This is a genomic window from Pseudomonas sp. NPDC085632, from assembly GCF_044541255.1.
Lineage (GTDB): Bacteria > Pseudomonadota > Gammaproteobacteria > Pseudomonadales > Pseudomonadaceae > Aquipseudomonas.
On sequence record NZ_JBITSX010000025.1, the window covers coordinates 44,230 to 63,465 of the forward strand.

General features: G+C 60.0%; 18 protein-coding genes. 10 read left to right on the forward strand and 8 right to left on the reverse strand.

Features of this window, described 5'->3' with window-relative positions; all coding sequences use genetic code 11:
- Positions 1 to 217: 217 nt before the first annotated feature.
- Positions 218 to 718: a phosphate-starvation-inducible protein PsiE gene (locus ACIF4X_RS17115; protein WP_026000737.1), complete on the forward strand. Its 501-nt coding sequence runs from the start codon at positions 218 to 220 to the stop codon at positions 716 to 718.
- Here ACIF4X_RS17115 and ACIF4X_RS17120 read toward each other — a convergent pair.
- From ACIF4X_RS17120 to ACIF4X_RS17130, 3 genes are all read right to left on the reverse strand, one after another.
- Positions 715 to 1,032, reverse strand: a complete 318-nt coding sequence (locus tag ACIF4X_RS17120) for a DUF3509 domain-containing protein (protein WP_397483044.1) — start codon at positions 1,030 to 1,032, stop codon at positions 715 to 717. The genes ACIF4X_RS17115 and ACIF4X_RS17120 overlap by 4 nt on opposite strands.
- 312 nt (positions 1,033 to 1,344) lie before the next feature.
- Entirely contained in the window at positions 1,345 to 2,646 is a 1,302-nt protein-coding gene (locus tag ACIF4X_RS17125) for a serine/threonine transporter (RefSeq protein WP_397483045.1), read from the reverse strand.
- Between the two features lie 86 nt (positions 2,647 to 2,732).
- Positions 2,733 to 4,109, reverse strand: coding sequence for an L-serine ammonia-lyase (locus ACIF4X_RS17130; protein ID WP_397483046.1), 1,377 nt, complete (start codon positions 4,107 to 4,109; stop codon positions 2,733 to 2,735).
- Positions 4,110 to 4,244: 135 nt separating this feature from the next.
- Between ACIF4X_RS17130 and ACIF4X_RS17135 the strand changes: the two genes are divergently transcribed.
- Complete coding sequence (locus ACIF4X_RS17135; protein WP_397483047.1) at positions 4,245 to 5,192, forward strand: LysR substrate-binding domain-containing protein; 948 nt, start codon at positions 4,245 to 4,247, stop codon at positions 5,190 to 5,192.
- Between the two features lie 200 nt (positions 5,193 to 5,392).
- Positions 5,393 to 5,800 carry an HPF/RaiA family ribosome-associated protein gene (locus tag ACIF4X_RS17140; RefSeq protein ID WP_397483048.1) on the forward strand — a complete coding sequence of 136 codons (408 nt, stop codon included), beginning with the start codon at positions 5,393 to 5,395 and terminating at the stop codon, positions 5,798 to 5,800.
- A 234-nt stretch (positions 5,801 to 6,034) separates the two neighbouring features.
- Here ACIF4X_RS17140 and ACIF4X_RS17145 read toward each other — a convergent pair whose 3' ends face one another.
- From ACIF4X_RS17145 to ACIF4X_RS17160, 4 genes are all read right to left on the reverse strand, one after another.
- Entirely contained in the window at positions 6,035 to 6,403 is a 369-nt protein-coding gene (locus tag ACIF4X_RS17145; protein WP_397483049.1) for an endonuclease domain-containing protein, read from the reverse strand.
- Between the two features lie 287 nt (positions 6,404 to 6,690).
- On the reverse strand, positions 6,691 to 9,024 hold the full coding sequence (gene fecA / locus ACIF4X_RS17150; RefSeq protein WP_397483050.1) for a TonB-dependent Fe(3+) dicitrate receptor FecA: 2,334 nt from the start codon (positions 9,022 to 9,024) through the stop codon (positions 6,691 to 6,693).
- 90 nt (positions 9,025 to 9,114) lie between these two features.
- A complete protein-coding gene (locus ACIF4X_RS17155) occupies positions 9,115 to 10,047 on the reverse strand; it encodes a FecR domain-containing protein (RefSeq protein WP_397483051.1) in 933 nt (310 codons plus the stop codon).
- A complete protein-coding gene (locus ACIF4X_RS17160; RefSeq protein ID WP_397483052.1) occupies positions 10,044 to 10,532 on the reverse strand; it encodes a sigma-70 family RNA polymerase sigma factor in 489 nt (162 codons plus the stop codon). Before ACIF4X_RS17160 ends, ACIF4X_RS17155 begins: the two co-directional genes overlap by 4 nt.
- A gap of 190 nt (positions 10,533 to 10,722) precedes the next feature.
- Here ACIF4X_RS17160 and ACIF4X_RS17165 point away from each other — a divergent pair, with 190 nt between their 5' ends.
- The 6 genes from ACIF4X_RS17165 (at position 10,723) to ACIF4X_RS17190 (ending at position 17,118) form a co-directional block, all read left to right on the forward strand.
- Complete coding sequence (locus ACIF4X_RS17165) at positions 10,723 to 11,028, forward strand: DUF3649 domain-containing protein (RefSeq protein ID WP_016986986.1); 306 nt, start codon at positions 10,723 to 10,725, stop codon at positions 11,026 to 11,028.
- Positions 11,025 to 12,611, forward strand: a complete 1,587-nt coding sequence (locus ACIF4X_RS17170) for a PepSY-associated TM helix domain-containing protein (protein ID WP_397483053.1) — start codon at positions 11,025 to 11,027, stop codon at positions 12,609 to 12,611. Before ACIF4X_RS17165 ends, ACIF4X_RS17170 begins: the two co-directional genes overlap by 4 nt.
- Positions 12,611 to 12,937 (forward strand): DUF3325 domain-containing protein, encoded by a 327-nt coding sequence (locus ACIF4X_RS17175; protein ID WP_397483054.1) that lies wholly within the window; start codon positions 12,611 to 12,613, stop codon positions 12,935 to 12,937. Before ACIF4X_RS17170 ends, ACIF4X_RS17175 begins: the two co-directional genes overlap by 1 nt.
- A 1-nt stretch (position 12,938) precedes the next feature.
- A complete protein-coding gene (locus tag ACIF4X_RS17180) occupies positions 12,939 to 13,505 on the forward strand; it encodes an RNA polymerase sigma factor (protein ID WP_016986983.1) in 567 nt (188 codons plus the stop codon).
- Entirely contained in the window at positions 13,502 to 14,491 is a 990-nt protein-coding gene (locus ACIF4X_RS17185; protein WP_397483055.1) for a FecR family protein, read from the forward strand. The genes ACIF4X_RS17180 and ACIF4X_RS17185 overlap by 4 nt, the downstream gene beginning before the upstream one ends.
- 197 nt (positions 14,492 to 14,688) lie before the next feature.
- Complete coding sequence (locus ACIF4X_RS17190) at positions 14,689 to 17,118, forward strand: TonB-dependent siderophore receptor (RefSeq protein ID WP_397483056.1); 2,430 nt, start codon at positions 14,689 to 14,691, stop codon at positions 17,116 to 17,118.
- 200 nt (positions 17,119 to 17,318) lie between these two features.
- Here the strand turns inward: ACIF4X_RS17190 and ACIF4X_RS17195 are convergent, their stop codons facing one another.
- Positions 17,319 to 18,194: a helix-turn-helix domain-containing protein gene (locus ACIF4X_RS17195; protein WP_397483057.1), complete on the reverse strand. Its 876-nt coding sequence runs from the start codon at positions 18,192 to 18,194 to the stop codon at positions 17,319 to 17,321.
- Positions 18,195 to 18,333: 139 nt separating this feature from the next.
- Here ACIF4X_RS17195 and ACIF4X_RS17200 point away from each other — a divergent pair, with 139 nt between their 5' ends.
- Positions 18,334 to 19,236 (forward strand): DMT family transporter, encoded by a 903-nt coding sequence (locus ACIF4X_RS17200; protein ID WP_397483058.1) that lies wholly within the window; start codon positions 18,334 to 18,336, stop codon positions 19,234 to 19,236.

The following is a 19,236-nucleotide window of genomic DNA, read 5'->3' on the forward strand; positions in this document are numbered from 1 at the left end:
GGTTTGTCAGATGGACCTTATCGTCTGCATTCGCGCGCAGGCTCGCTCCCACAGGTTCAGCGCGAAGCTTACACCTGCGACCAAACGCCACGGCGCGGGTTTGGCGGCGGCTCGCCATGATGGCGTGGCCTCTTTTCTGCATGAAAACCGTTACGTGCAGAAAACCGTCACGTCCAACACGCATCATCCGCTCGCATTCGAGCTAAGGAACATCATCGTGAAAATCAACTGGGCCGAGAAACTGCGGCAAAACGTGCATCAACTGGCCGAGTCCCTGGGCAACCTGTTCGTCGAAACCTTCCACTATCTGGCGCTGTTCGCCATCGGTGCGGTGACGGCGTGGGCCGCGGTGATGGAGTTTCTCGGGATGCTCGAAGAAGGCCACATCAAGATCGATGACATTCTGTTGCTGTTCATCTATCTCGAACTGGGCGCGATGGTCGGGATTTACTTCAAGACCAACCACATGCCGGTGCGCTTTCTGATCTACGTGGCGATCACCGCGCTGACCCGCCTGCTGATCTCCAACGTCTCGCACCACAACCCGCCAGACATGGGCATCATCTACCTGTGCGGCGGCATTCTGCTGTTGGCGTTCTCGATTCTGGTGGTGCGTTACGCCTCGTCACAATTTCCCTCGGTGAAGATCGAGAAACCGCAACGCAAACTCGGCGCCGGTTCCAGCGAGCATCCCGAGGTCGAGAAAGGCGAGCTTTAAAGCCCGGCCGCTGGTCGGGGCTGGCCGTTGACGCTTGGCGGTGGCGGGGTCAGCCCGGCGCCACTGGTCATCGCTTCGAGAATCGCCATGGCGCTGTGGCCCTGTTCGATAGCGATGCCGAACTGGATGCTTTGCACCAGCCGTTTGAGCCGCGCGGGATCGTTGCGCTGTTCGGCACTGATCATGCGTTTGGCCACAATTCGCCCGCTGTTGGACAGGGTCAGCATGATGCTGCCGTCCAGGCCCTGAATGCTCAGGTTGATCTGATAGTCCGGCGCGAAGGCATCGGTAATGATCTGAAAAGGATTGTCCATGATGCGTCACCGCCTGATTGAACGTGCAGTTGTTGACCGGCCATGATCGGGTTGGTTCGCCATACCAGACCATCGGCCATTCCGTGTCCTGTACTGGTTACTCATGTAGGAGCTGCCGCAGGCTGCGATCTTTTGCTCTTCAATGTTTTGATTTCGGTCATGAGCTCATGAATGTCATGAAGATCAAAAGATCGCAGCCTGCGGCAGCTCCTACAGGGGTGTAGCAAGGGCTGTGCCGGGAAAATTGTCGAACAATGAACACGGGGATAAAAAAGGCGAGCCACAGGGCTCGCCTTTTTTAATGGCCCGTTTTCAGGGCAGAACCAGGTAGATGATCGCTGACAGTGCAATCAGGCCGATCAACACCACAAACACGTTGGATGCTTGGCCAGAGTACTGGCGCAAGGCTGGCACGCGGCGGATGGCGTACATCGGCATCAAGAACAACAGGCAGGCAATCACTGGCCCACCGAAAGCCTCGATCATCCCGAGGATGCTCGGGTTGAATGTTGCCACGGCCCAGCAACTGAGAATCATGAACACAGCGGTCGCGCGGTTCAGCCAGCTCGCCGACATCACCCGGCCACGGCTGCGCAGGCTTTTCACGATCATGCCTTGAAAGCCTTCACTGGCGCCGATGTAGTGGCCGAGGAAGGATTTGGTGATCGCCACCAGTGCAATCAGCGGCGCGGCGTATGCGATGACCGGGGTCTGGAAGTGGTTGGCCAGGTACGACAGGATCGAAATGTTCTGCGCTTTCGCCGCTGCGAGATCGGCTGGCGACAACGCCAGCACGCAACTGAAGCAGAAGAACATCACCGTCACGACCATCATGCCGTGAGCCATGGCGAGGATGCCGCTGCTCTTGCGTTCCGCCTGTTCGCCGTAGCGCTGTTTTTGATCAACGGCAAACGCGGAGATGATCGGCGAATGGTTGAACGAGAACACCATCACCGGGATTGCCAGCCACAGCGTCTTGAAAAAATCAGACATCGGCATCGCGTCGCTGGCGCTCGCGAAGAACGCGCCGTTCCAGTTTGGAATCAGGCTGAGCGCGAGCAGCAGCAACGCCGCAACAAAGGGATAAACCAGCACGCTCATGGCTTTGACGATCACGCTCTGGCCGCAACGGACGATGGCCATCAGACCCAGGATCAACACCAGCGAGAGGATCGCCCGTGGCGGCGGGGCGATGTGCAGTTGGTGCTCGAGAAAGCTGCTCAGGGTGTTGGTCAGCGCCACGCTGTACACCAGCAGGATCGGGAAGATTGCAAAGAAATACAGGAGCGTGATCAGCTTGCCGGCACCGATGCCGAAGTGCTCTTCGACCACTTCGGTGATGTCCCCGGAGCGCCCGGACAGCACGAAGCGGGTCAGGCCCCGGTGGGCAAAAAACGTCATCGGGAAGGCCAGCACAGCCAGAATCAGCAACGGCCAGAAACCGCCGACGCCGGCATTGATCGGCAAGAACAAGGTGCCGGCACCGATCGCGGTGCCGTACAGGCCGAGCATCCAGGTGGTGTCGAATTTGTTCCAGCCCTTGTGGGCCGTTTCTGCATTGCGTGTGCGGTCTACAGCGGGATTTTCGGCAGCAGGTGTACGTACATCGGTCATCGGTATCGCCTCGTTATTATTTTTGCTCGGGCTCACGGTTGGCAGACCGTCGGGTGCGGTCTGCCGGGGCGGTCAGGGAATGCGCCTCAGCATTCCACCCAGCTCACGGCCAGGCCGCCCCGTGAAGTCTCTTTGTATTTGTCATGCATGTCGGCGCCGGTATCGCGCATGGTGCGGATGACCCGGTCGAGGGAAATGAAGTGTTTGCCGTCGCCGCGCAGGGCCATTTGCGTGGCGTTGATCGCCTTCACCGCAGCGATGGCGTTGCGCTCGATGCACGGCACTTGTACCAGGCCGCCGACCGGGTCACAGGTCAGGCCGAGGTTGTGTTCCAGACCGATTTCGGCGGCGTTTTCCAATTGCTCCGGGGTGGCGCCGAGCACGTCCGCCAGACCCGCAGCGGCCATCGCGCAGGCCGAACCGACTTCACCCTGACAGCCGACTTCGGCGCCGGAGATCGAGGCATTTTTCTTACACAGAATGCCGACGGCGGCCGCGCCCAGGAAGAAATTGACGACATCATCGTCAGACGCGTCCGGATTGAATTTCATGTAGTAGTGCAGCACCGCCGGAATGATCCCTGCTGCACCATTGGTCGGCGCGGTGACCATACGCCCGCCGGCAGCGTTTTCTTCGTTGACGGCGAGGGCAAACAGGTTGACCCATTCCATCGCCGACAGCGTTGAACTGATCACGTTTGGTTTGCCGATTTCCAACAGGCTGCGGTGCAATTTCGCCGCGCGGCGCGGCACGTTCAGGCCGCCGGGCAGAATCCCCTCGTGGCGCAGGCCTTGTTCAACGCATTCACGCATCACCGACCAGATGTGCAGGAGGCCCTGACGGATTTCCGCGTCAGTGCGCCAGGCGCGCTCGTTGGCCATCATCAGTTCGGAAACGCGCAGGTTGTGCTGTTTGCACAGCGACAACAATTCGGCGGCGCTGGAGAAATCGTACGGCAACACCACGTCGCCGGCCGGGGCGACACCGGACTCGGCTTCCGCCGCTTCGATGATGAAACCGCCTCCGACCGAGTAGTACGTTTGCTCGAACAGCTGGGCGGTTTCGCCAAAGGCTGTCAGCGACATGGCGTTGGGGTGGTAGGGCAGGCTCTCGTCGAGCAGCAGGAGATCACGCTGCCAGTCGAAGGCAATTACTCTTTGACCGGCGAGGGACAGTTGGCCTGTCTCGCGCAGTTGCTGGATGCGGGGATCGATGGTCGCCGGATCGATGCTGTCCGGCCATTCGCCCATCAGGCCCATCACCGTGGCGCGGTCAGTGGCGTGACCGACGCCGGTGGCCGACAGCGAGCCGTATAAACGGATTTCCATACGGCTTACATCGTTCAACAGATGTTGATCGATCAGCGCCTGAGCGAAAGTCGCCGCTGCCCGCATCGGGCCGACGGTGTGAGAACTGGACGGGCCGATACCGACTTTGAATAGATCGAAAACACTGATAGCCATGCTAAACCCTTACAAGCAATGGAGTGGGAATCGCTGCCATTTTTTGTAGGACAAGCGCAATGTCGGCGATACTGCCTACCTCGGTCCTACGTGACTAACGAAACTTCCTAAGTAAGCCTTTAGCAGGACTAAACGATGAGTCGTCAATTGCATGCCCAGACCTATGTCTGGCTGCAGGTGTTTTCCTGTGCCGCCCGGCATTTGTCGTTCACTCGGTGTGCCGAGGAACTGCACATCACCCCGGGGGCGGTCAGTCAGCAGATTCGCCAACTGGAAGAACGCCTCGGCTTTCGCCTGTTTCACCGACGTGCGCGCGGTGTGGAATTGAGTGCAGAAGGGCAGCGGTTGGCCATTACCGTCAATGAGGCGTATGGCAGCATCGATGCGGAATTGCGTCGACTTGATGCCGGAATGATCAGCGGGATTTTGCGTGTGCGCTCGATTCCGTCGTTCCTCAGCAAGTGGCTGACGCCGCGTTTGCCACGCCTGCAACAGCGCTATCCGGATATTCAGTTGCGGCTCGTCGCCGAGGACAGCAGCGTGCCGTTGCACGAAGGCGACTTTGATCTGGCGATCGATTTGAACGACGGCAGCTACCCGGGACTGTTATCCACAGCCTTGCTCGACGAGCAGATTTTCCCGGTGTGCGCGCCGAGCCTGCTACGCGGGCGGCCGCCGCTGCATGGGCCGGCGGATCTGGTGCATTTTCCGTTGTTGCATGACATCACTGCGTGGCGTGGCAGTTATGAATACGCGGAATGGGAATTCTATTTAAATGCGATCGGCTTTGAGGGCGCCGACGTACGGCGCGGACACACCTTCAACCGCAATCACCTGACCATTGAAGCGGCGATTGCTGGCATGGGCGTGGCGATTGCCCGCCGCACCTTGCTTAACGATGAGCTGGAGCGGGGAACGTTGATTGTGCCGTTCGGCCTGTCGGTGCCCAATCACAAACGCTACGTGTTGCTGTATGCGCCGGGGGCCTTGAGCCATCCGGGCGTGCGTGCGGTGCATGATTGGCTGGTCGAGGAGGCGGGGATATTTCGCGGTTTGCACCCGTTGAACGACGGGCAATTGTGAGCGGATTTTGCTGGGTTGCAAGGCGACCCAACTCCCGACCTTACCAGCGCTTTGCTCGGTTGTCCGGCTTTTTTTGCGAATGAATATTTATCTTTTTCCAGGGGTTGAAATGTTCGCCAGTCGGGCCGATTGTTGTAACCAGGAGGTCAGGAAATTCAACTCAAGGCCTCTCACGAGCTAGCTGAAATAAGGGATGAACTATGCAAATCCAAGTCAACAGCGATAACCATATTCAAAGTAGTCAACGACTGGAGGAGTGGGTACGTACAACCATTGAGAGCACGCTCGAACGTTATGAAGAAGACCTGACCCGTGTCGAAGTCCACCTGAGCGACGAGAACGGTGACAAACCAGGTCCCCATGACTTGCGCTGCCAACTGGAAGCGCGGCCAAAAGGCCATCAACCGATTTCCGTGACCCACAAGGCCGATTCGCTGGAACAGGCGATCGACGGTGCTGCCGAAAAACTCGAGCACGCCCTGGAGCACCTTTTCGGCAAACTGCGAGGTAAACCACGGGCCGCTGTGGTGCCGTTCACCGGCAAAGCCAATGACAAGCTGTTGGCGGAAGAGTTTGACGAGAATGAACAGGCAGCGATCAACAGTTGATCCGCTGATTTCACAAGCCACCCAATGAGAACGGGCCTGCGGAAGCAGGCCCGTTTTTTGTTTGTAGCAGAAAAGCCCCTCACCCCAGCCCTCTCCCGGAGGGAGAGGGGGCCGACCGAGGTGTCTGAAGAGGTACGTTGACCTGAAAGACGGCGTCGATTATGGATTCAGCAAAACAATTTCAGGTCGACGGAAATCATGAGCATCCCCCAATCAGTCCCCTCTCCCTCTGGGTTAGGGTGAGGGCAATCTTCGAACTGACGCAATTCGTATGATCTGCTCTAGGACATTGTCCATCTGCTGAAGTATTTCCAGGTTGCTGAAACGTACGACCTGAATGCCTTGCTGGTACAGATGGTTTGTTCGGCGCTGATCGTACGTCAATCCCGGCGTTTCATAATGCTGACCTCCATCCAGCTCAATCGCCAATTTCAGCTCAGCGCAATAAAAATCCAGGACGTAAGGCCGGCAGGGAAACTGCCGACGAAATTTCAGATTGGCGATTTGCCGGGAGCGAAGCTTTTGCCAGAGCAGATGTTCACAGTCGGTTTGATTAACGCGTAACTGGCGGGCAAATTGGGCGAGGTTGGGGCGAGTTTGCATGCTTCACGATCCTTGTGAAGTGGGTTTGATATTTCACTGTAGCTGAGAACCCTCACCCCAGCCCTCCCGAAACGTCGGACCGCCCGTAGGGAGAGGGGGCCGACCGAGGTGTCTGGCGTGGTACATCGACCTGAAATACCGAGTCGATTATGGATTCGGCAAAGCGGTTTCAGGTCGAGTCGATTATGGATTCGGCAAAGCACGTTCAGGTCGGCGTAGCTCGCAAGCATCCCCCAATCAGTCCCCTCTCCCTCTGGGAGAGGGTTAGGGTGAGGGCTTTTCAATCCTCAAAACGCTACAGATGTCTGCACATACACCGTACGCGGCTCACCCACATACTTGCCCTTGTTATTGTCATCAAACGAACGCGTGAAGTACTGCGTGTTGAAGATGTTCTTCACGCCCACCGCCACGTTCAAATCCGACAACTGCGGGCCGAAGTCATACCCGGCGCGGCTGCTGAACAGCATGTAACCCGGGATCTTGCCGGTGCTGCCGTCGGCGCTTTCCTTGGAGGTATTGGCGTTGTCGGCGAACTGGTCGCTCTGGAAGCTGCTATCCAGATTCAGTTTCCACGGGCCTTCGGTGTAGCCGACGCCAATCGTGCCTTTGTGTTTCGACGAGAACGGTACGCGATTGCCCTTGTTCGGCCCGTCTTCGCGGATGGTCGCGTCCACATAGGCGTAGGTCGCGTACACGTCGAAACCCGCGAGCGCCGGGCTCAAGTCATCCAGCGCGTAATTGATGCTGGTCTCGATACCTTGATGACGGGTTTCGCCACGGGCAATCACCGAATCGTTGGTCTGGTTGCTTTCGTACTGGTTGTCGAAGTTGATGAGAAACGCGCCGATCTCCGCGCGTAACGCACCGTTGTCATAGCGTGTGCCGAGTTCCCAGGTGCGCGCCTTTTCCGGTTTCACTTCGCCGCTGCTCACGCGGTTGGGCATCTGACTGTATTGCACACTGCCGAACGAGCCTTCGGTGTTGGCGTAGAGGTTCCAGCTGTCGCTCAGGTGATAAAGCACGTTCAGCGCCGGCAGCGCGGTGTTGTAGTCGCCCTTGTATTTGACGTTGGTCAGGTTGTTGGTCTGCTGCGATTCGATCATCTCGTAACGCACGCCCGGAGTGATCGTCCATTTACCGATGTCGATGCGGTCGTCAACGAAGAAAGCATTGGCCTCGGTGCCACCACGGGTGTCGCGGTCATTGCGGCTGCCGGTGGTCGGGTATTCGTTGCTGCTGATCGGCGTGCGATAGCGCAGTTCGTGACCAGCCTCGTTGATGTAGCGGTAGCCGACGCCGACCTCATGGCTGGTCGGGCCAAGGTCAAAGCCTTGGGCGAAACGGGTTTCCAGACCCCGTACCCAATACTCGCGCGGCGACAGCGAAAGGAATGTGCCCTGATCGAGATAGCCGCTGCGCAGGGTCTTGGTGAAGAAGGTGTTGGCGGTGAATTCGCGGCGATCTTCCTGATAGCGATAGCCGAAATTGAACATCGTGCGTCGGCCCCAGAACTGGTCTTTTGGGCGTGTCGATTGATACGGATCGGCGTCGTAATCAGCGACGTTCAGACCGCCGGGCATATCGGCTTTACCTTCGTAATACTGCGCCATGGCGTTGAAGCTGTTGGCTTCGTCGAGCTGGTATTTGCCCTTGAGGATCAGGTCGTCGATCTCGGTGTCGCTGTGCTCACGCCAGTCGCCGCCGCGGGTGCCGGAGTACAGCAGCGCGCCGCCGAGGCCATTGGCATTGGTGCCACCGGCCAGCAGGTTGGCGCTGGTCTTGAAGCCGTCATGGCTCGACGATGGGCTGGTTTCCGTCTGGAAGCCGCCCTTGACCGTTGGCTCGTCGGGAATCGCCCGGGTCACGAAGTTGACCACGCCACCGACGTTCTGCGGGCCGTAACGCACGGCGCCACCGCCGCGCACCACATCCACGGCATCCATGTTGCCCATGCTGATCGGGGCGAACGACAGTTGTGGCTGACCGTAAGGTGCGAACGGCACCGGGATGCCGTCCATCAACACCGTCGAGCGCGCGGCCAGGCGTGGATTCAAACCACGAATGCCGAAGTTGAGCGCCATGTCGTGGCTGCCGGTGCCGTTGTTTTCCGGGGCGTTGACGCCAGGGATGCGATTGAGCACATCACGCGCCTGAGTCGCGCCCTGGCGTTCGAATTCTTCGCGGCGGATCACGTCGCGAGCACCGGGATGTTCGAACACGTTGATTTGCGCGGCGTCGCCCAGCCAGTCGCCGACGACTTTCGAGGTGTCCAGTTCCAGCGCGGCGTCCGTCACCGGTTGCAGGCTGAACGCATTGTTGCCCTCGGCGCGCGCCTGCAGGCCGGTGCCTTCAAGCAGTGCATTCAAACCTTGCTCTGGGGTGTAACTGCCTTCCAGGCCACGACTTTGCACGCCGCTGGTGACTTGTGAACCAAAAGAGATCAAGACCCCGGCTTCACGGCCAAACTGGTTGAGGGCGTTTTCCAGCGGCGATGGCGCGATGTGATACGCCTTGGCATCGGCGGCCCACGCGGCGGGCAGGGCGCTGAAACTCAGGCTGGCGCCGAGGACGAAATTACGCAGGCTGCGAGCCAATGGCGTGAGGCGAGTGGGGTGCATGGTGGATGATCCTGAGAAGGTTGAATCAAGGGGGCTTTCCTTCTCTGTCACGCCAGATCTGAAAAACGGCTCATCAATTTCTGATTTTTTTCAAACCCGCGCTTCGACGGTTACCCAGTAGCGGGTAAAGCGCTTCACTTTCACCGGCAAACTGATTTCCAGCAGATCGAGAATCCGCTCGCTGTCGTCCAGTGGATAAGTCCCGGAGATCAGCAGGTCGGCTACTTTTTTGTCGCAATTGAGTTGGCCGCGACGATAGCGGCCGAGTTCATCGAGGAAGTCGCCCAGGCGCATGTGCGCAGCCACCAGCATGCCGTCGGCCCAGGCACCGCTGTTGGCATCCAGCGGTTTGGCTTCGCTGACGGATATCGAGGTGAAACTCAATTCGCGCGCGACCGGCAGCAGCATCGGCGCGCGGCCATTGCTGTTCAGTTCGACGCGGCCTTCAAACAGCGCAACCTGCGTGCGATCAGAAAATTGGCGCACATTGAGGCGCGCGCCCTGAGTTTTCAGCGTCCCCTGAGTTGTGCGCACTTCGAACGATTGCGCGGCGGTCAGGAGGATTTCGCCTTCGAGCAAGCGAATCAGTCGCACCGAAGTGTCGACATCCACCGCACTGGCGGTGTTGAGCTGCAACTGATCGCCGGCACCAAGCGCCACCTTGCGCCGTTGCCCGATCGGGCTGCGGTAATCGGCGAGGAGCGATGGCAACGGATTGTGCTCGCGCATGCCCCAAGTGACCGCCGAACCGGCGCCGAGAATCAGCAACAGTTTCAGTGCCTGACGACGGTTGCCGGACTTAGGCCCGTTCAACGCCGCGTGTGCCAACGGCGACGACACACCGCGCAGACGCTGATTGACTCGCTGAATATGCTCCCACGCCCGCCGATGCTCGCTGTGCGCATCCAACCACTGTTGCATCGCCATTTGCTGGCGCGGACTGAGTGCGCCTTGCTGCATCTCCATCAACCAGTGCACGGCCTGCTCAGCCACCTGAGAGGAAAAATCCGCCGCGCGGTTCATAGGGCGAAATAGCAGCGCATGGCCGCTTTGTTCAGATGACGTTTGACTGTGGCCACGGAAATGCCCAGTTCGGCGGCGATCTGTGGATAGCTCAGGCCATCGACCTGCGCCAGCAGAAAGGCGCGCTTGACCTGACGCGGCAGACCGTCGAGCAACTCATCCAGCTCCATCAGGGTTTGCAGGATGATCGCTTTGTGTTCTTCCGACGGCGCGACCATGTCCGGCATCTGCGCCAGGGTGTCGAGGTAGGCGCGTTCCAGATCCTGACGGCGGTAATGATTGAACAGAACACGTTTGGCCAGCGTCGTCAGAAAGGCGCGCGGCTCGATGATCACCGGCGCCTCGCGGGCGGTCAGCACCTTGATGAAGGTGTCCTGGGCCAGGTCCGCCGCGCTGTCCGGGCAGCCGAGCTTGCGCCGCAGCCAGCCGGTGAGCCAGCCGTGATGGGCCTGATAGAGCGATTCGACGGTATGGGCGGAGGACAACGGTATTACCCCGGGCGCCTGATGACGCGGTAGAGAGTATGCGTTAGAGAACAAGAACTGTTCGCATTGTAGGGGGCTAGGTGCTCAGCCGGCAATCAGATGCTTTTGCGTATGAGAATATTTATCATTAATATTGCTCGCCTGTAGGTTCGGCTCATCGGTCGGACGTTTTTCGTTTCAGGGTCGAAACATGAAAGGCAAACTCGCCACACTTCCCATGTCCTATCGTCTGGCCGTCACCTCACGGGTGTTGGCCGCGGTGTTTGGCGGCTATCTCGTCGCGGCGCTGGCCAGTGTCACCCTGACACTGTGGCTGCCGTTGAGCCGAGCCGAAGCGGTGGTGACCGGCATGACCATTTCCTTTCTGGTCTATCTGGTGGCTGTGTTGTGGTGTTTTGCCTGTCGCACGGCGTGGTCCGCCTGGGTCGGCTTGCTGGTGCCGAGTGTGATTCTGGCAACCATCTCCGGCGCGGCGCGCGGCTTGGGTCTGGCATGAAAGAGGGTTTTCGTCAGGCGATGGCCTGGCTGCACACCTGGGCCGGGCTGCTGTTCGGCTGGCTGCTGTTCGCGATTTTTCTGACCGGGACGCTGGCGTATTTCAAGGATGAAATCAGCCACTGGATGCAGCCGGAAATTCCCGCACGATCGGTGAGCGCCGAGACGAGCCTGACGCTGGCCCAGGATTATCTGCAGCAACACGCGGCAGGTGCCTCACGCTGGCTGATCGATTTGCCCGATGCCCGTGACCCCGGCCTGACCGTGCGCTGGCAGCAAGCGCCGGCCAATCCCGGCGAGCGCGGGCGTTTCGAATCGAAAACCCTCGACGCGCAAACCGGCGCCGAAGTGCAGGCCCGCGAAAGCATGGGCGGCGAGTTCTTCTATCGTTTCCACTTCCAGTTGCAAATGCCCTATCCGTGGGGCCGTTGGATGGCGACCATTGCCGCGATGGTGATGTTCGTCGCGCTGATCACCGGGATCATCACCCACAAAAAAATCTTCAAGGACTTCTTCACCTTCCGCCCGCGCAAGGGCCAGCGTTCCTGGCTCGACGGGCATAACGCAGTCGGCGTGCTGGTGCTGCCGTTTCATTTGATGATCACCTACAGCAGCCTGGTGATTTTCATGTCGATGGTCATGCCGGCGAGCATCGTCGCGTCGTACGGCAATGACGTGCGCAAGTTCTATGACGAAGTTTTCCCGGCGTCGAAGACCCCGGAACGCGCCGATATCGCTGCGCCATTGGCGGCCATGGCGCCGCTGTTGAGCACGGCCAGCGAGCAATGGTCGGGCGGCCACACGGCGCGTCTGTCGGTGAGCAATCCGGGCGATGCCAATGCCACCGTGGTGTTGTCCCGCGCGGGCGATCGCGTGGTGCATGATTTCGGCCGCGCCGTGACCTTCAACGGTGTGACCGGGCATATGCTCGGCAGCACACCGGAACAGCCGATGGCGATGGCGGTGGGTGGAGCGTTCTATGGTTTGCACATGGGCCACTTCGCCGGTCCGGTGTTGCGCTGGCTGTATTTCATTTGTGGGCTGGCGGGTACGGCGATGATCGGCACCGGGCTGGTGATCTGGCTCGGCAAGCGTCAACTCAAACATGCCAAGAGCGGCGTGATGCCGTTCGAGCTGCGGCTGGTGGAAGTGCTGAATATCGCCAGTATGGCCGGGCTGCTGTCGGCGGTGGCGGTGTTCTTCCTGGCCAATCGTCTGTTGCCGGTGAGTCTCGTCGGGCGCGCCGATTGGGAAGTGAACGCGTTCTTTATCGCTTGGGTTTTGAGTGTGCTGCACGCGCTGCTACGCCCGGGACGAAAGGCCTGGGTTGAGCAACTCACCCTGAGCGCGGCATTGTTTGTCGCGGTGCCGCTGGTCAATGCACTGACCACCCCTTGGAATCTCGGCGCCGCCCTGATGCAGGGCGATTGGGCGTTGGCCGGGGTTGATCTGACGTGTCTCGCAACGGGTCTGTTTCTGGCTTGGGCGGCGTGGAAAATGCAGCGCGCCGGCAATACCGTCAGCGTTAAACAGCCACGGCGCGAAAAGGCTCGGCCGATCAACCTTGAGCAAGGCGCCAATTGATGCTGTTGCCACTGTTGCTCACCTACGCCGGGTTCACCGCGTTGTGCCTGGCGATGCCACGTCACCATGATGAATTGCTCGGCCACAAACCTTCCGCGCGCCGCCGTCAGGGTCTGACGCTGGCCGGATGGTTGATGCTGAGTCTGTCGCTGTGGGCTGCCGTTTCTGCCAACGGCTGGAGTTTCGGCCTGGTCGACTGGTTCGCCGTGCTGATGCTCAGCGCCCTGGCGTTGGTCTTGTTGCTGCCGTATCGCCCACGTTTCGCATTGACGCTGGCCGGGGTCAGCCTGTTGGCCAGCCCGGTCGCCGCATGGGCGCAGTGCTGAGGTGCTGATTGGTCTGCCGCCGGAATCCCGCGACGACGAGCCGCGTGGCGCGCGTGCGCATTTTCTTCAGGTGTTTCTGTCCCAGCGTTCGCAAATGGAAGCGCTGGTGAACCGACGCGTCGGATGCCGAGCGACGGCGGCCGATCTGGTGCAGGATTTGTTTCTGCGTTTCTGGCGCCGGCCGCTGGTGCAGGTCGAAGAGCTCAGCACCTATCTTTTGCGTTGCGCCGGCAATATCGCCATCGATCATCTGCGCAGTGAAGGCACCCGTACGCGGGTCAACGAAGGCTGGCAACCGGACGCGCCGGACAGCCACGGCAGCGAACCACAAGCAGCGCTCGAAGCGGGCAATGATCTGCGCCATGTCGAAGCGGCGTTGCGTGCGTTGCCCGAGCGCACCCGGCAGATCTTTTTGCTCAATCGCATCCACGGCCGCAAGTACGCGGAAATCGCCAAGGCCATGGGCCTGTCCCAAAGTGCCGTGGAAAAACATATGATGCGCGCCCTCGAGGCCTGCAAGGCCAGCCTGCGCGAACCCGCGCCACGCCTGCCAGGGAAAGCACCGTGAAGCCATCCGATTACGTCACCCCGACGCCCGCTCAAGAGCAGGCCGCTTTTGCCTGGCTGAGCCTGTTACATGATGGGCCGAGCGCTGGCGATCAACTTACATTCAGCCAATGGCTGCGCGCTGATCCGGCGCATGCCGAGGCTTATGCGCAGGCGCAGGTGCTCTGGGAACTGAGTGAAGGCCCGGCGCGCATGCTGGCCGATGAAGAGGCTTCGGCGTTGCAGGGCTATATCGATGCGATGGATCGCCCGCGTCGTCCGCAGCTTTTGCGTTGGTCGGGGGCATTGGCAATGGCGGCGTGTCTGCTGCTGATGGTCAGCCTCGGCACCGGCTGGCAGCCGCAGCGCTGGATCGATGATCTGGGCGCGGATTACGTTTCAGCGCCGGGGGAAATTCGCACCGTGACCCTGGCTGATCAATCGCAAGTAACGCTGGATGCCGACAGTGCGATTGCCGTGGATTTCAACCGTGGCGAGCGGCATGTTCAGCTGCGTCGTGGTGCCGGGTTTTTCACGGTTACGCACACCGGCGAGCCGTTTGTGGTCGAGGCCGAAAAGGGCGAGGCGCGGGTGCTCGGGACGCAGTTCGAAGTGCGTCTGCAACCGCAGGGCGCGCAGGTGACGGTGTTGTCCGGGCGCGTTGGCGTGACCGCGAATCGTGGTGGCGAACAGCAGATTCTCACCGCCGGCCAGCAGGTTGCTTACGCTGAAGGCACGGCAGAAAAACTGCACGCGGCGGACGCTGAGGCACAGTTGGCCTGGCGTCAGGGCTGGCTGACGTATTACAAGTCGACGCTGGCTGATGTGGTGGAGGATCTGCGGCGCTATTACCCGGGGCGGATTGTGCTGCTCAACGATGAGCTGGCGGCGCGCAAGGTCAGTGGCAGTTTTCCGAGCAAGGATCCGCAAGCGGTGCTCAGTTCCCTGCAAGGGGTGTTGGGGTTTGAGCAGCATCAGGTGTTGGGGCATCTGATTATTTTGCGTTGAGGCAACGTCAAAAGATCGCAGCCTTCGGCAGCTCCTGCAGGGATCGCATTCCAATGCAGGAGCGGCCGAAGGCTGCAATCTTTTGATCTGCAAAAATATTTTCAATTTATGGTGAGGTAAACCCGAGCCCCATCCGTGTAGTGACTGAAACTGCGAGTCATTCGCATCCGTTGCGGTTCTACACAGGTCATTGAGTCATGAAGTCCAGGGCAAAATCGGGTTCGGTCAAACAGTGGTTAAGCGTATCGGCATTGAGTTTTTCGGCACTGGCGTTGTTGCCGATAAGCGTGGCGCTCGCCGCTGAAACCGTCAGCAGCCAGACGCAAAAGCAGTTCAATTTTTCCCTGGCCGCCAAACCGCTGCCACAAGCCTTGAGCGACTTCAGCCGCGTCACCGGGCAGAGCGTGGTCTACACCGACGAAGCGCCGTACGGCCTCACGGCGCCGGCAGTCAATGGCCAGATGAGTGCCGAGCAAGCGCTGCAACGTCTGCTCAGCGGTTCCGGCCTCAGTTTCCGCCGCACCGATAGCCACACCTTGGCACTGGAACCGAAGCCGACCGAAGGCGCGTTGAACCTCGGTGCCACCACCATCACTTCGATGCGCGACGAGTCGATGAGCTATCAGCCACCGCAAACCAGTTCGGTGATGCGCTCTTCGGCGTCGTTGCAGGAAGTCCCGCAGACCGTCAACGTCATCCCGGCGCAGGTCATCCGCGATCAGGCGCCGCGCAATCTTGATGACGCACTGGCCAACGTCAGCGGTATCACCCAGGGCAACACCTTGGGCAGCACTCAGGATTCGGTGATGACTCGCGGCTTCGGTGACAACCGCAACGGCTCGATCATGCGCGACGGCATGCCGATCGTGCAGGGCCGCGGCATGAACGCCACGGTTGATCGCGTCGAAGTGCTCAAGGGGCCGGCCTCGCTGTTGTACGGTATCCAAGACCCGGGCGGCGTGGTCAACCTGGTCAGCAAGAAGCCTGAACTGACGCAATACAATGCGCTGACCTTGCGCGGTTCGACTTACGGTGACGGCAAGAACGGCAGCGGCGGCACCCTCGACAGCACCGGCCCGCTGGGCGATTCCGGGCTGGCCTATCGCATGGTGCTCGACCACGAAGACGAAGACTACTGGCGCAACTTCGGCACCCACCGCGAAACCCTGATCGCCCCGTCGCTGGCCTGGTTTGGCGAGAGCACCAAGCTGTTGTTCGCCTACGAGCACCGTGAATTTCTCACGCCGTTCGACCGTGGCACGTTGATCGATCCGCGCACCAATCACCCGCTGGACATCTCGCGCAAAGAACGCCTGGACGAGCCGTTCAACAACATGGAAGGCCGTTCTGATCTCTACCATTTCGAAGCCGATCACGAGCTCAACGACGACTGGAAAGCCCACTTCGGCTACAGCTGGAACCGTGAGACCTACGACGCCAGCCAGGTCCGCGTGACCGCCATCGACACCAAAAAGGGTACGCTGACCCGCAGCATGGACGGCACGCAAAACGCGATCAGCACCGACCGTTTCACCACCGCCAGCCTCGAAGGCAAGGTCAATGTGCTGGGCATGCAGCATGACCTGGTGTTCGGCGTCGATGACGAATACCGCAAGATCTACCGCGAAGACTTGATCCGCCAGAAAAGCCTGACCACCTTCAGCTACGTCAATCCGGTCTACGGTCGTGAAGTTGCCGGCACGACCGTCAGCGCCCCCGACAGCGCGCAGACCGATGAGCTGCGCAGTGATTCGGTGTTCATGCAGGACTCGATTCACCTCAACGACCAGTGGATTCTGGTCGCTGGCGGGCGCTTCCAGGAGTACGACCAGTACGCCGGCAAAGGCGTGCCGTTCAAGGCCAACACCGACAGCAACGGCCAGAAGTTCGTCCCGCGCACCGGTCTGGTGTATCGCTACACCGATGCCTTGTCGTTCTACGGCAGCTACACCGAATCGTTCAAACCCAACTCGACCATCGCCCCGCTGAGTGGCAGCAGCACCGTGCTCGACGGCAGCATCGCACCGGAAGAAGCCAAGTCGTGGGAACTGGGCGCGCGGCTGGACATGCCGGGGCGTGTCACCGGCAACATCGCCTTGTTCGACATCAAGAAGCGCAATGTGCTGGTGGCCAACTCTGAAGGCCCGACGACGATTTACAGCGCCGCCGGTGAGGTGCGCTCGTGCGGTCTGGAAATGGACCTGACCGGTCAACTGAGTGAGCGCTGGAGCATGATCGGCAGCTACGCCTACACCGATGCCGAAGTCACCGAAGACCCGGACTACAAAGGCAAGCGTCTGCAAAACGTGGCGAAGAATTCCGGTTCGTTGTCGGCGGTGTATGACTTCGGCAGTGTGATCGGTGGTGACCAGTTGCGCGTGGGGGCTGGAGCGCGCTATGTCGGTGAACGTGCGGGTAACGCGGTGAATGATTTTGACTTGCCGAGCTACACCGTGGCCGATGCGTTTGCCACTTACGACACCAAAGTCGAAGGGCAGAAGGTCAAGTTTCAGCTCAATGTGAAGAACCTGTTTGATCGCACCTACTACACTTCGGCTGCGAGTCGGTTCTTTGTGTCGATGGGGGATTCGCGGCAGGTTTCGCTGTCGAGCACTTTGGAGTTCTAGGGCAAGATCAAAAGCCCCTCACCCTAACCCTCTCCCCGAGGGAGAGGGGACTGACCGAGGTGCCTTGCGCGATACGTCGACCTGAAACATTGAATCGATTATGGATTCAGAAAAGCACTTTCAGGTCGGTGTAATGCTTGAGCATCCCCCAATCGGCCCCCTCTCCCTCTGGGAGAGGGCTGGGGTGAGGGGAAAAGGGCTCAACGCAAAAACGCCTGCCGATACTCACCCGGCGTCCCACCCAAAACCTGCTTGAACCGATTGGTGAAATGACTCGCGCTGGCAAACCCGCACGCCAGCGCAATTTCACCCAATGGCAACGCCGTCCCGCGCAACAATTCCCGTGCCCGACTCAAGCGCCGCGCCAGCACGTATTGATGCGGCGGCAGGCCGAAACTGGTGCGAAACATCCGCGCAAAATGGTATTCCGACAGCGCACACAACCCGGCCAGTTGACCGAGGCTGATCGGCTCGGCCAACTGATTGTCGATGAACTCCACCAGTTGCCGACGCTGGTGTGGTGCCAGTCCGCCCTTCAAACGCAAACCCTGGCGTGCGCCGACCTGACTGAGCAAGGTGTGGCTGATCAATTCATGGGCGAGGCTGCTGGTCAGCAGACGCTCAGCAGGCTCTTGCCAATTCAGCGTCAGCAACTGCCGGAAGCGTTGAGCCTGTTGCGGATCTTCGAGAAAGGTCTGCTCGCGCAACTGCATCTCGCGGGGTTCGCGATCAAGCAGCGTGATGCAACCGAGGGCAAATTGTTCAACGCTGAAATACAGATGCGCCAGCCGGATATCGCCGTTGATCACCCAGCCCGACTCGTGATCGGCCGGCAGGATACAGAGCTTGTCCGGCCCGCCTTTCTGCCCGGGTTGATCGCGACGGAATGTGCCGGTACCTCCGGCGATGTAGCAGGACAGGGTGTGATGGCTCGGCGCTTCATAATCCTGCGCATCGTGGTGGTTGGTCCACAAAGCGGCAGACAAGCCGTCACCGAGCTCGGCGCTGTGCAGAAGGCGTGCGTTCGGCGAGCTGTTTAGCGCTTGAAAGACTTGCAGGGTATCGATGGCGGCCATGATCGGTTCTCTTCAACGCCTTGCATCCTACTCCGTAGACGCCGCGCTGCCAGCCTGCCGCCAGACAAAAGCGCAAGAATCTGCAAGCGCACAAACCAGATCCGGGCAGACACTCAAGGCCTATCGAGGAGTGTGTGCCATGAACCTGTCGTTGTATTTGCTGACCGTGCTGATCTGGGGCACCACCTGGATCGCCCTGAAATGGCAACTGGGTGTGGTGGCGATTCCGGTGTCGATTGTCTATCGCTTCGGTCTCGCCGCGCTAGTGCTGTTTGCGTTGTTGCTGCTCAGTCGCCGGCTGCAACCGATGAACCGCCGTGGGCATTTGATCTGCGTGGCTCAAGGGTTGTGTTTGTTCTGCGTCAACTTCATGTGCTTTCTGACCGCCAGTCAGTGGATCCCCAGCGGTCTGGTCGCGGTAGTATTTTCGACCGCAACGTTGTGGAACGCGCTGAATGCACGGGTGTTCTTCGGCCAGCGTATTGCGCGCAATGTGCTGATGGGCGGTGCGTTGGGCCTGTTCGGCCTGGGCCTGTTGTTCTGGCCGGAGTTGGCCGGGCATCAGGCCAGCCCGCAGACCTTGCTGGGGCTTGGCCTGGCCTTGTGCGGCACCTTGTGTTTCTCGGCGGGCAACATGCTCTCGAGTCTGCAGCAGAAGGCCGGACTCAGACCGCTGACCACCAACGCCTGGGGCATGGCCTATGGCGCGGCGATGCTGTCGGTGTGGTGCCTGGTCAAGGGCATTGCGTTCGACATGGATTGGAGCCCGCGCTACGTCGGTGCGCTGCTGTATCTGGTAATCCCGGGTTCGGTCATCGGCTTCACCGCGTATCTGACGCTGGTCGGGCGCATGGGGCCGGAGCGCGCGGCGTATTGCACGGTGCTGTTTCCGGTGGTGGCGCTGAACGTCTCGGCGTTTGCCGAAGGTTATCAGTGGACAGCGCCGGCGCTGGTCGGGCTGGTATTGGTGATGCTGGGCAATGTGCTGGTGTTTCGCAAACCGAAGGTGGTGGTAACGCCAGTGCAGGGGAAGTTGGCTTGA

Bases quoted from the DNA above. Each gene is read 5' to 3' on its own strand.
- ACIF4X_RS17120 (WP_397483044.1), bottom strand. From the start codon at position 1,032: ATGGACAATCCTTTTCAGATCATTACCGATGCCTTCGCGCCGGACTAT.
- ACIF4X_RS17125 (WP_397483045.1), bottom strand. From the start codon at position 2,646: ATGACCGATGTACGTACACCTGCTGCCGAAAATCCCGCTGTAGACCGC.
- ACIF4X_RS17130 (WP_397483046.1), bottom strand. From the start codon at position 4,109: ATGGCTATCAGTGTTTTCGATCTATTCAAAGTCGGTATCGGCCCGTCC.
- ACIF4X_RS17135 (WP_397483047.1), top strand. From the start codon at position 4,245: ATGAGTCGTCAATTGCATGCCCAGACCTATGTCTGGCTGCAGGTGTTT.
- ACIF4X_RS17140 (WP_397483048.1), top strand. From the start codon at position 5,393: ATGCAAATCCAAGTCAACAGCGATAACCATATTCAAAGTAGTCAACGA.
- ACIF4X_RS17145 (WP_397483049.1), bottom strand. From the start codon at position 6,403: ATGCAAACTCGCCCCAACCTCGCCCAATTTGCCCGCCAGTTACGCGTT.
- fecA (WP_397483050.1), bottom strand. From the start codon at position 9,024: ATGCACCCCACTCGCCTCACGCCATTGGCTCGCAGCCTGCGTAATTTC.
- ACIF4X_RS17155 (WP_397483051.1), bottom strand. From the start codon at position 10,047: ATGAACCGCGCGGCGGATTTTTCCTCTCAGGTGGCTGAGCAGGCCGTG.
- ACIF4X_RS17165 (WP_016986986.1), top strand. From the start codon at position 10,723: ATGAAAGGCAAACTCGCCACACTTCCCATGTCCTATCGTCTGGCCGTC.
- ACIF4X_RS17170 (WP_397483053.1), top strand. From the start codon at position 11,025: ATGAAAGAGGGTTTTCGTCAGGCGATGGCCTGGCTGCACACCTGGGCC.
- ACIF4X_RS17175 (WP_397483054.1), top strand. From the start codon at position 12,611: ATGCTGTTGCCACTGTTGCTCACCTACGCCGGGTTCACCGCGTTGTGC.
- ACIF4X_RS17190 (WP_397483056.1), top strand. From the start codon at position 14,689: ATGAAGTCCAGGGCAAAATCGGGTTCGGTCAAACAGTGGTTAAGCGTA.
- ACIF4X_RS17195 (WP_397483057.1), bottom strand. From the start codon at position 18,194: ATGGCCGCCATCGATACCCTGCAAGTCTTTCAAGCGCTAAACAGCTCG.
- ACIF4X_RS17200 (WP_397483058.1), top strand. From the start codon at position 18,334: ATGAACCTGTCGTTGTATTTGCTGACCGTGCTGATCTGGGGCACCACC.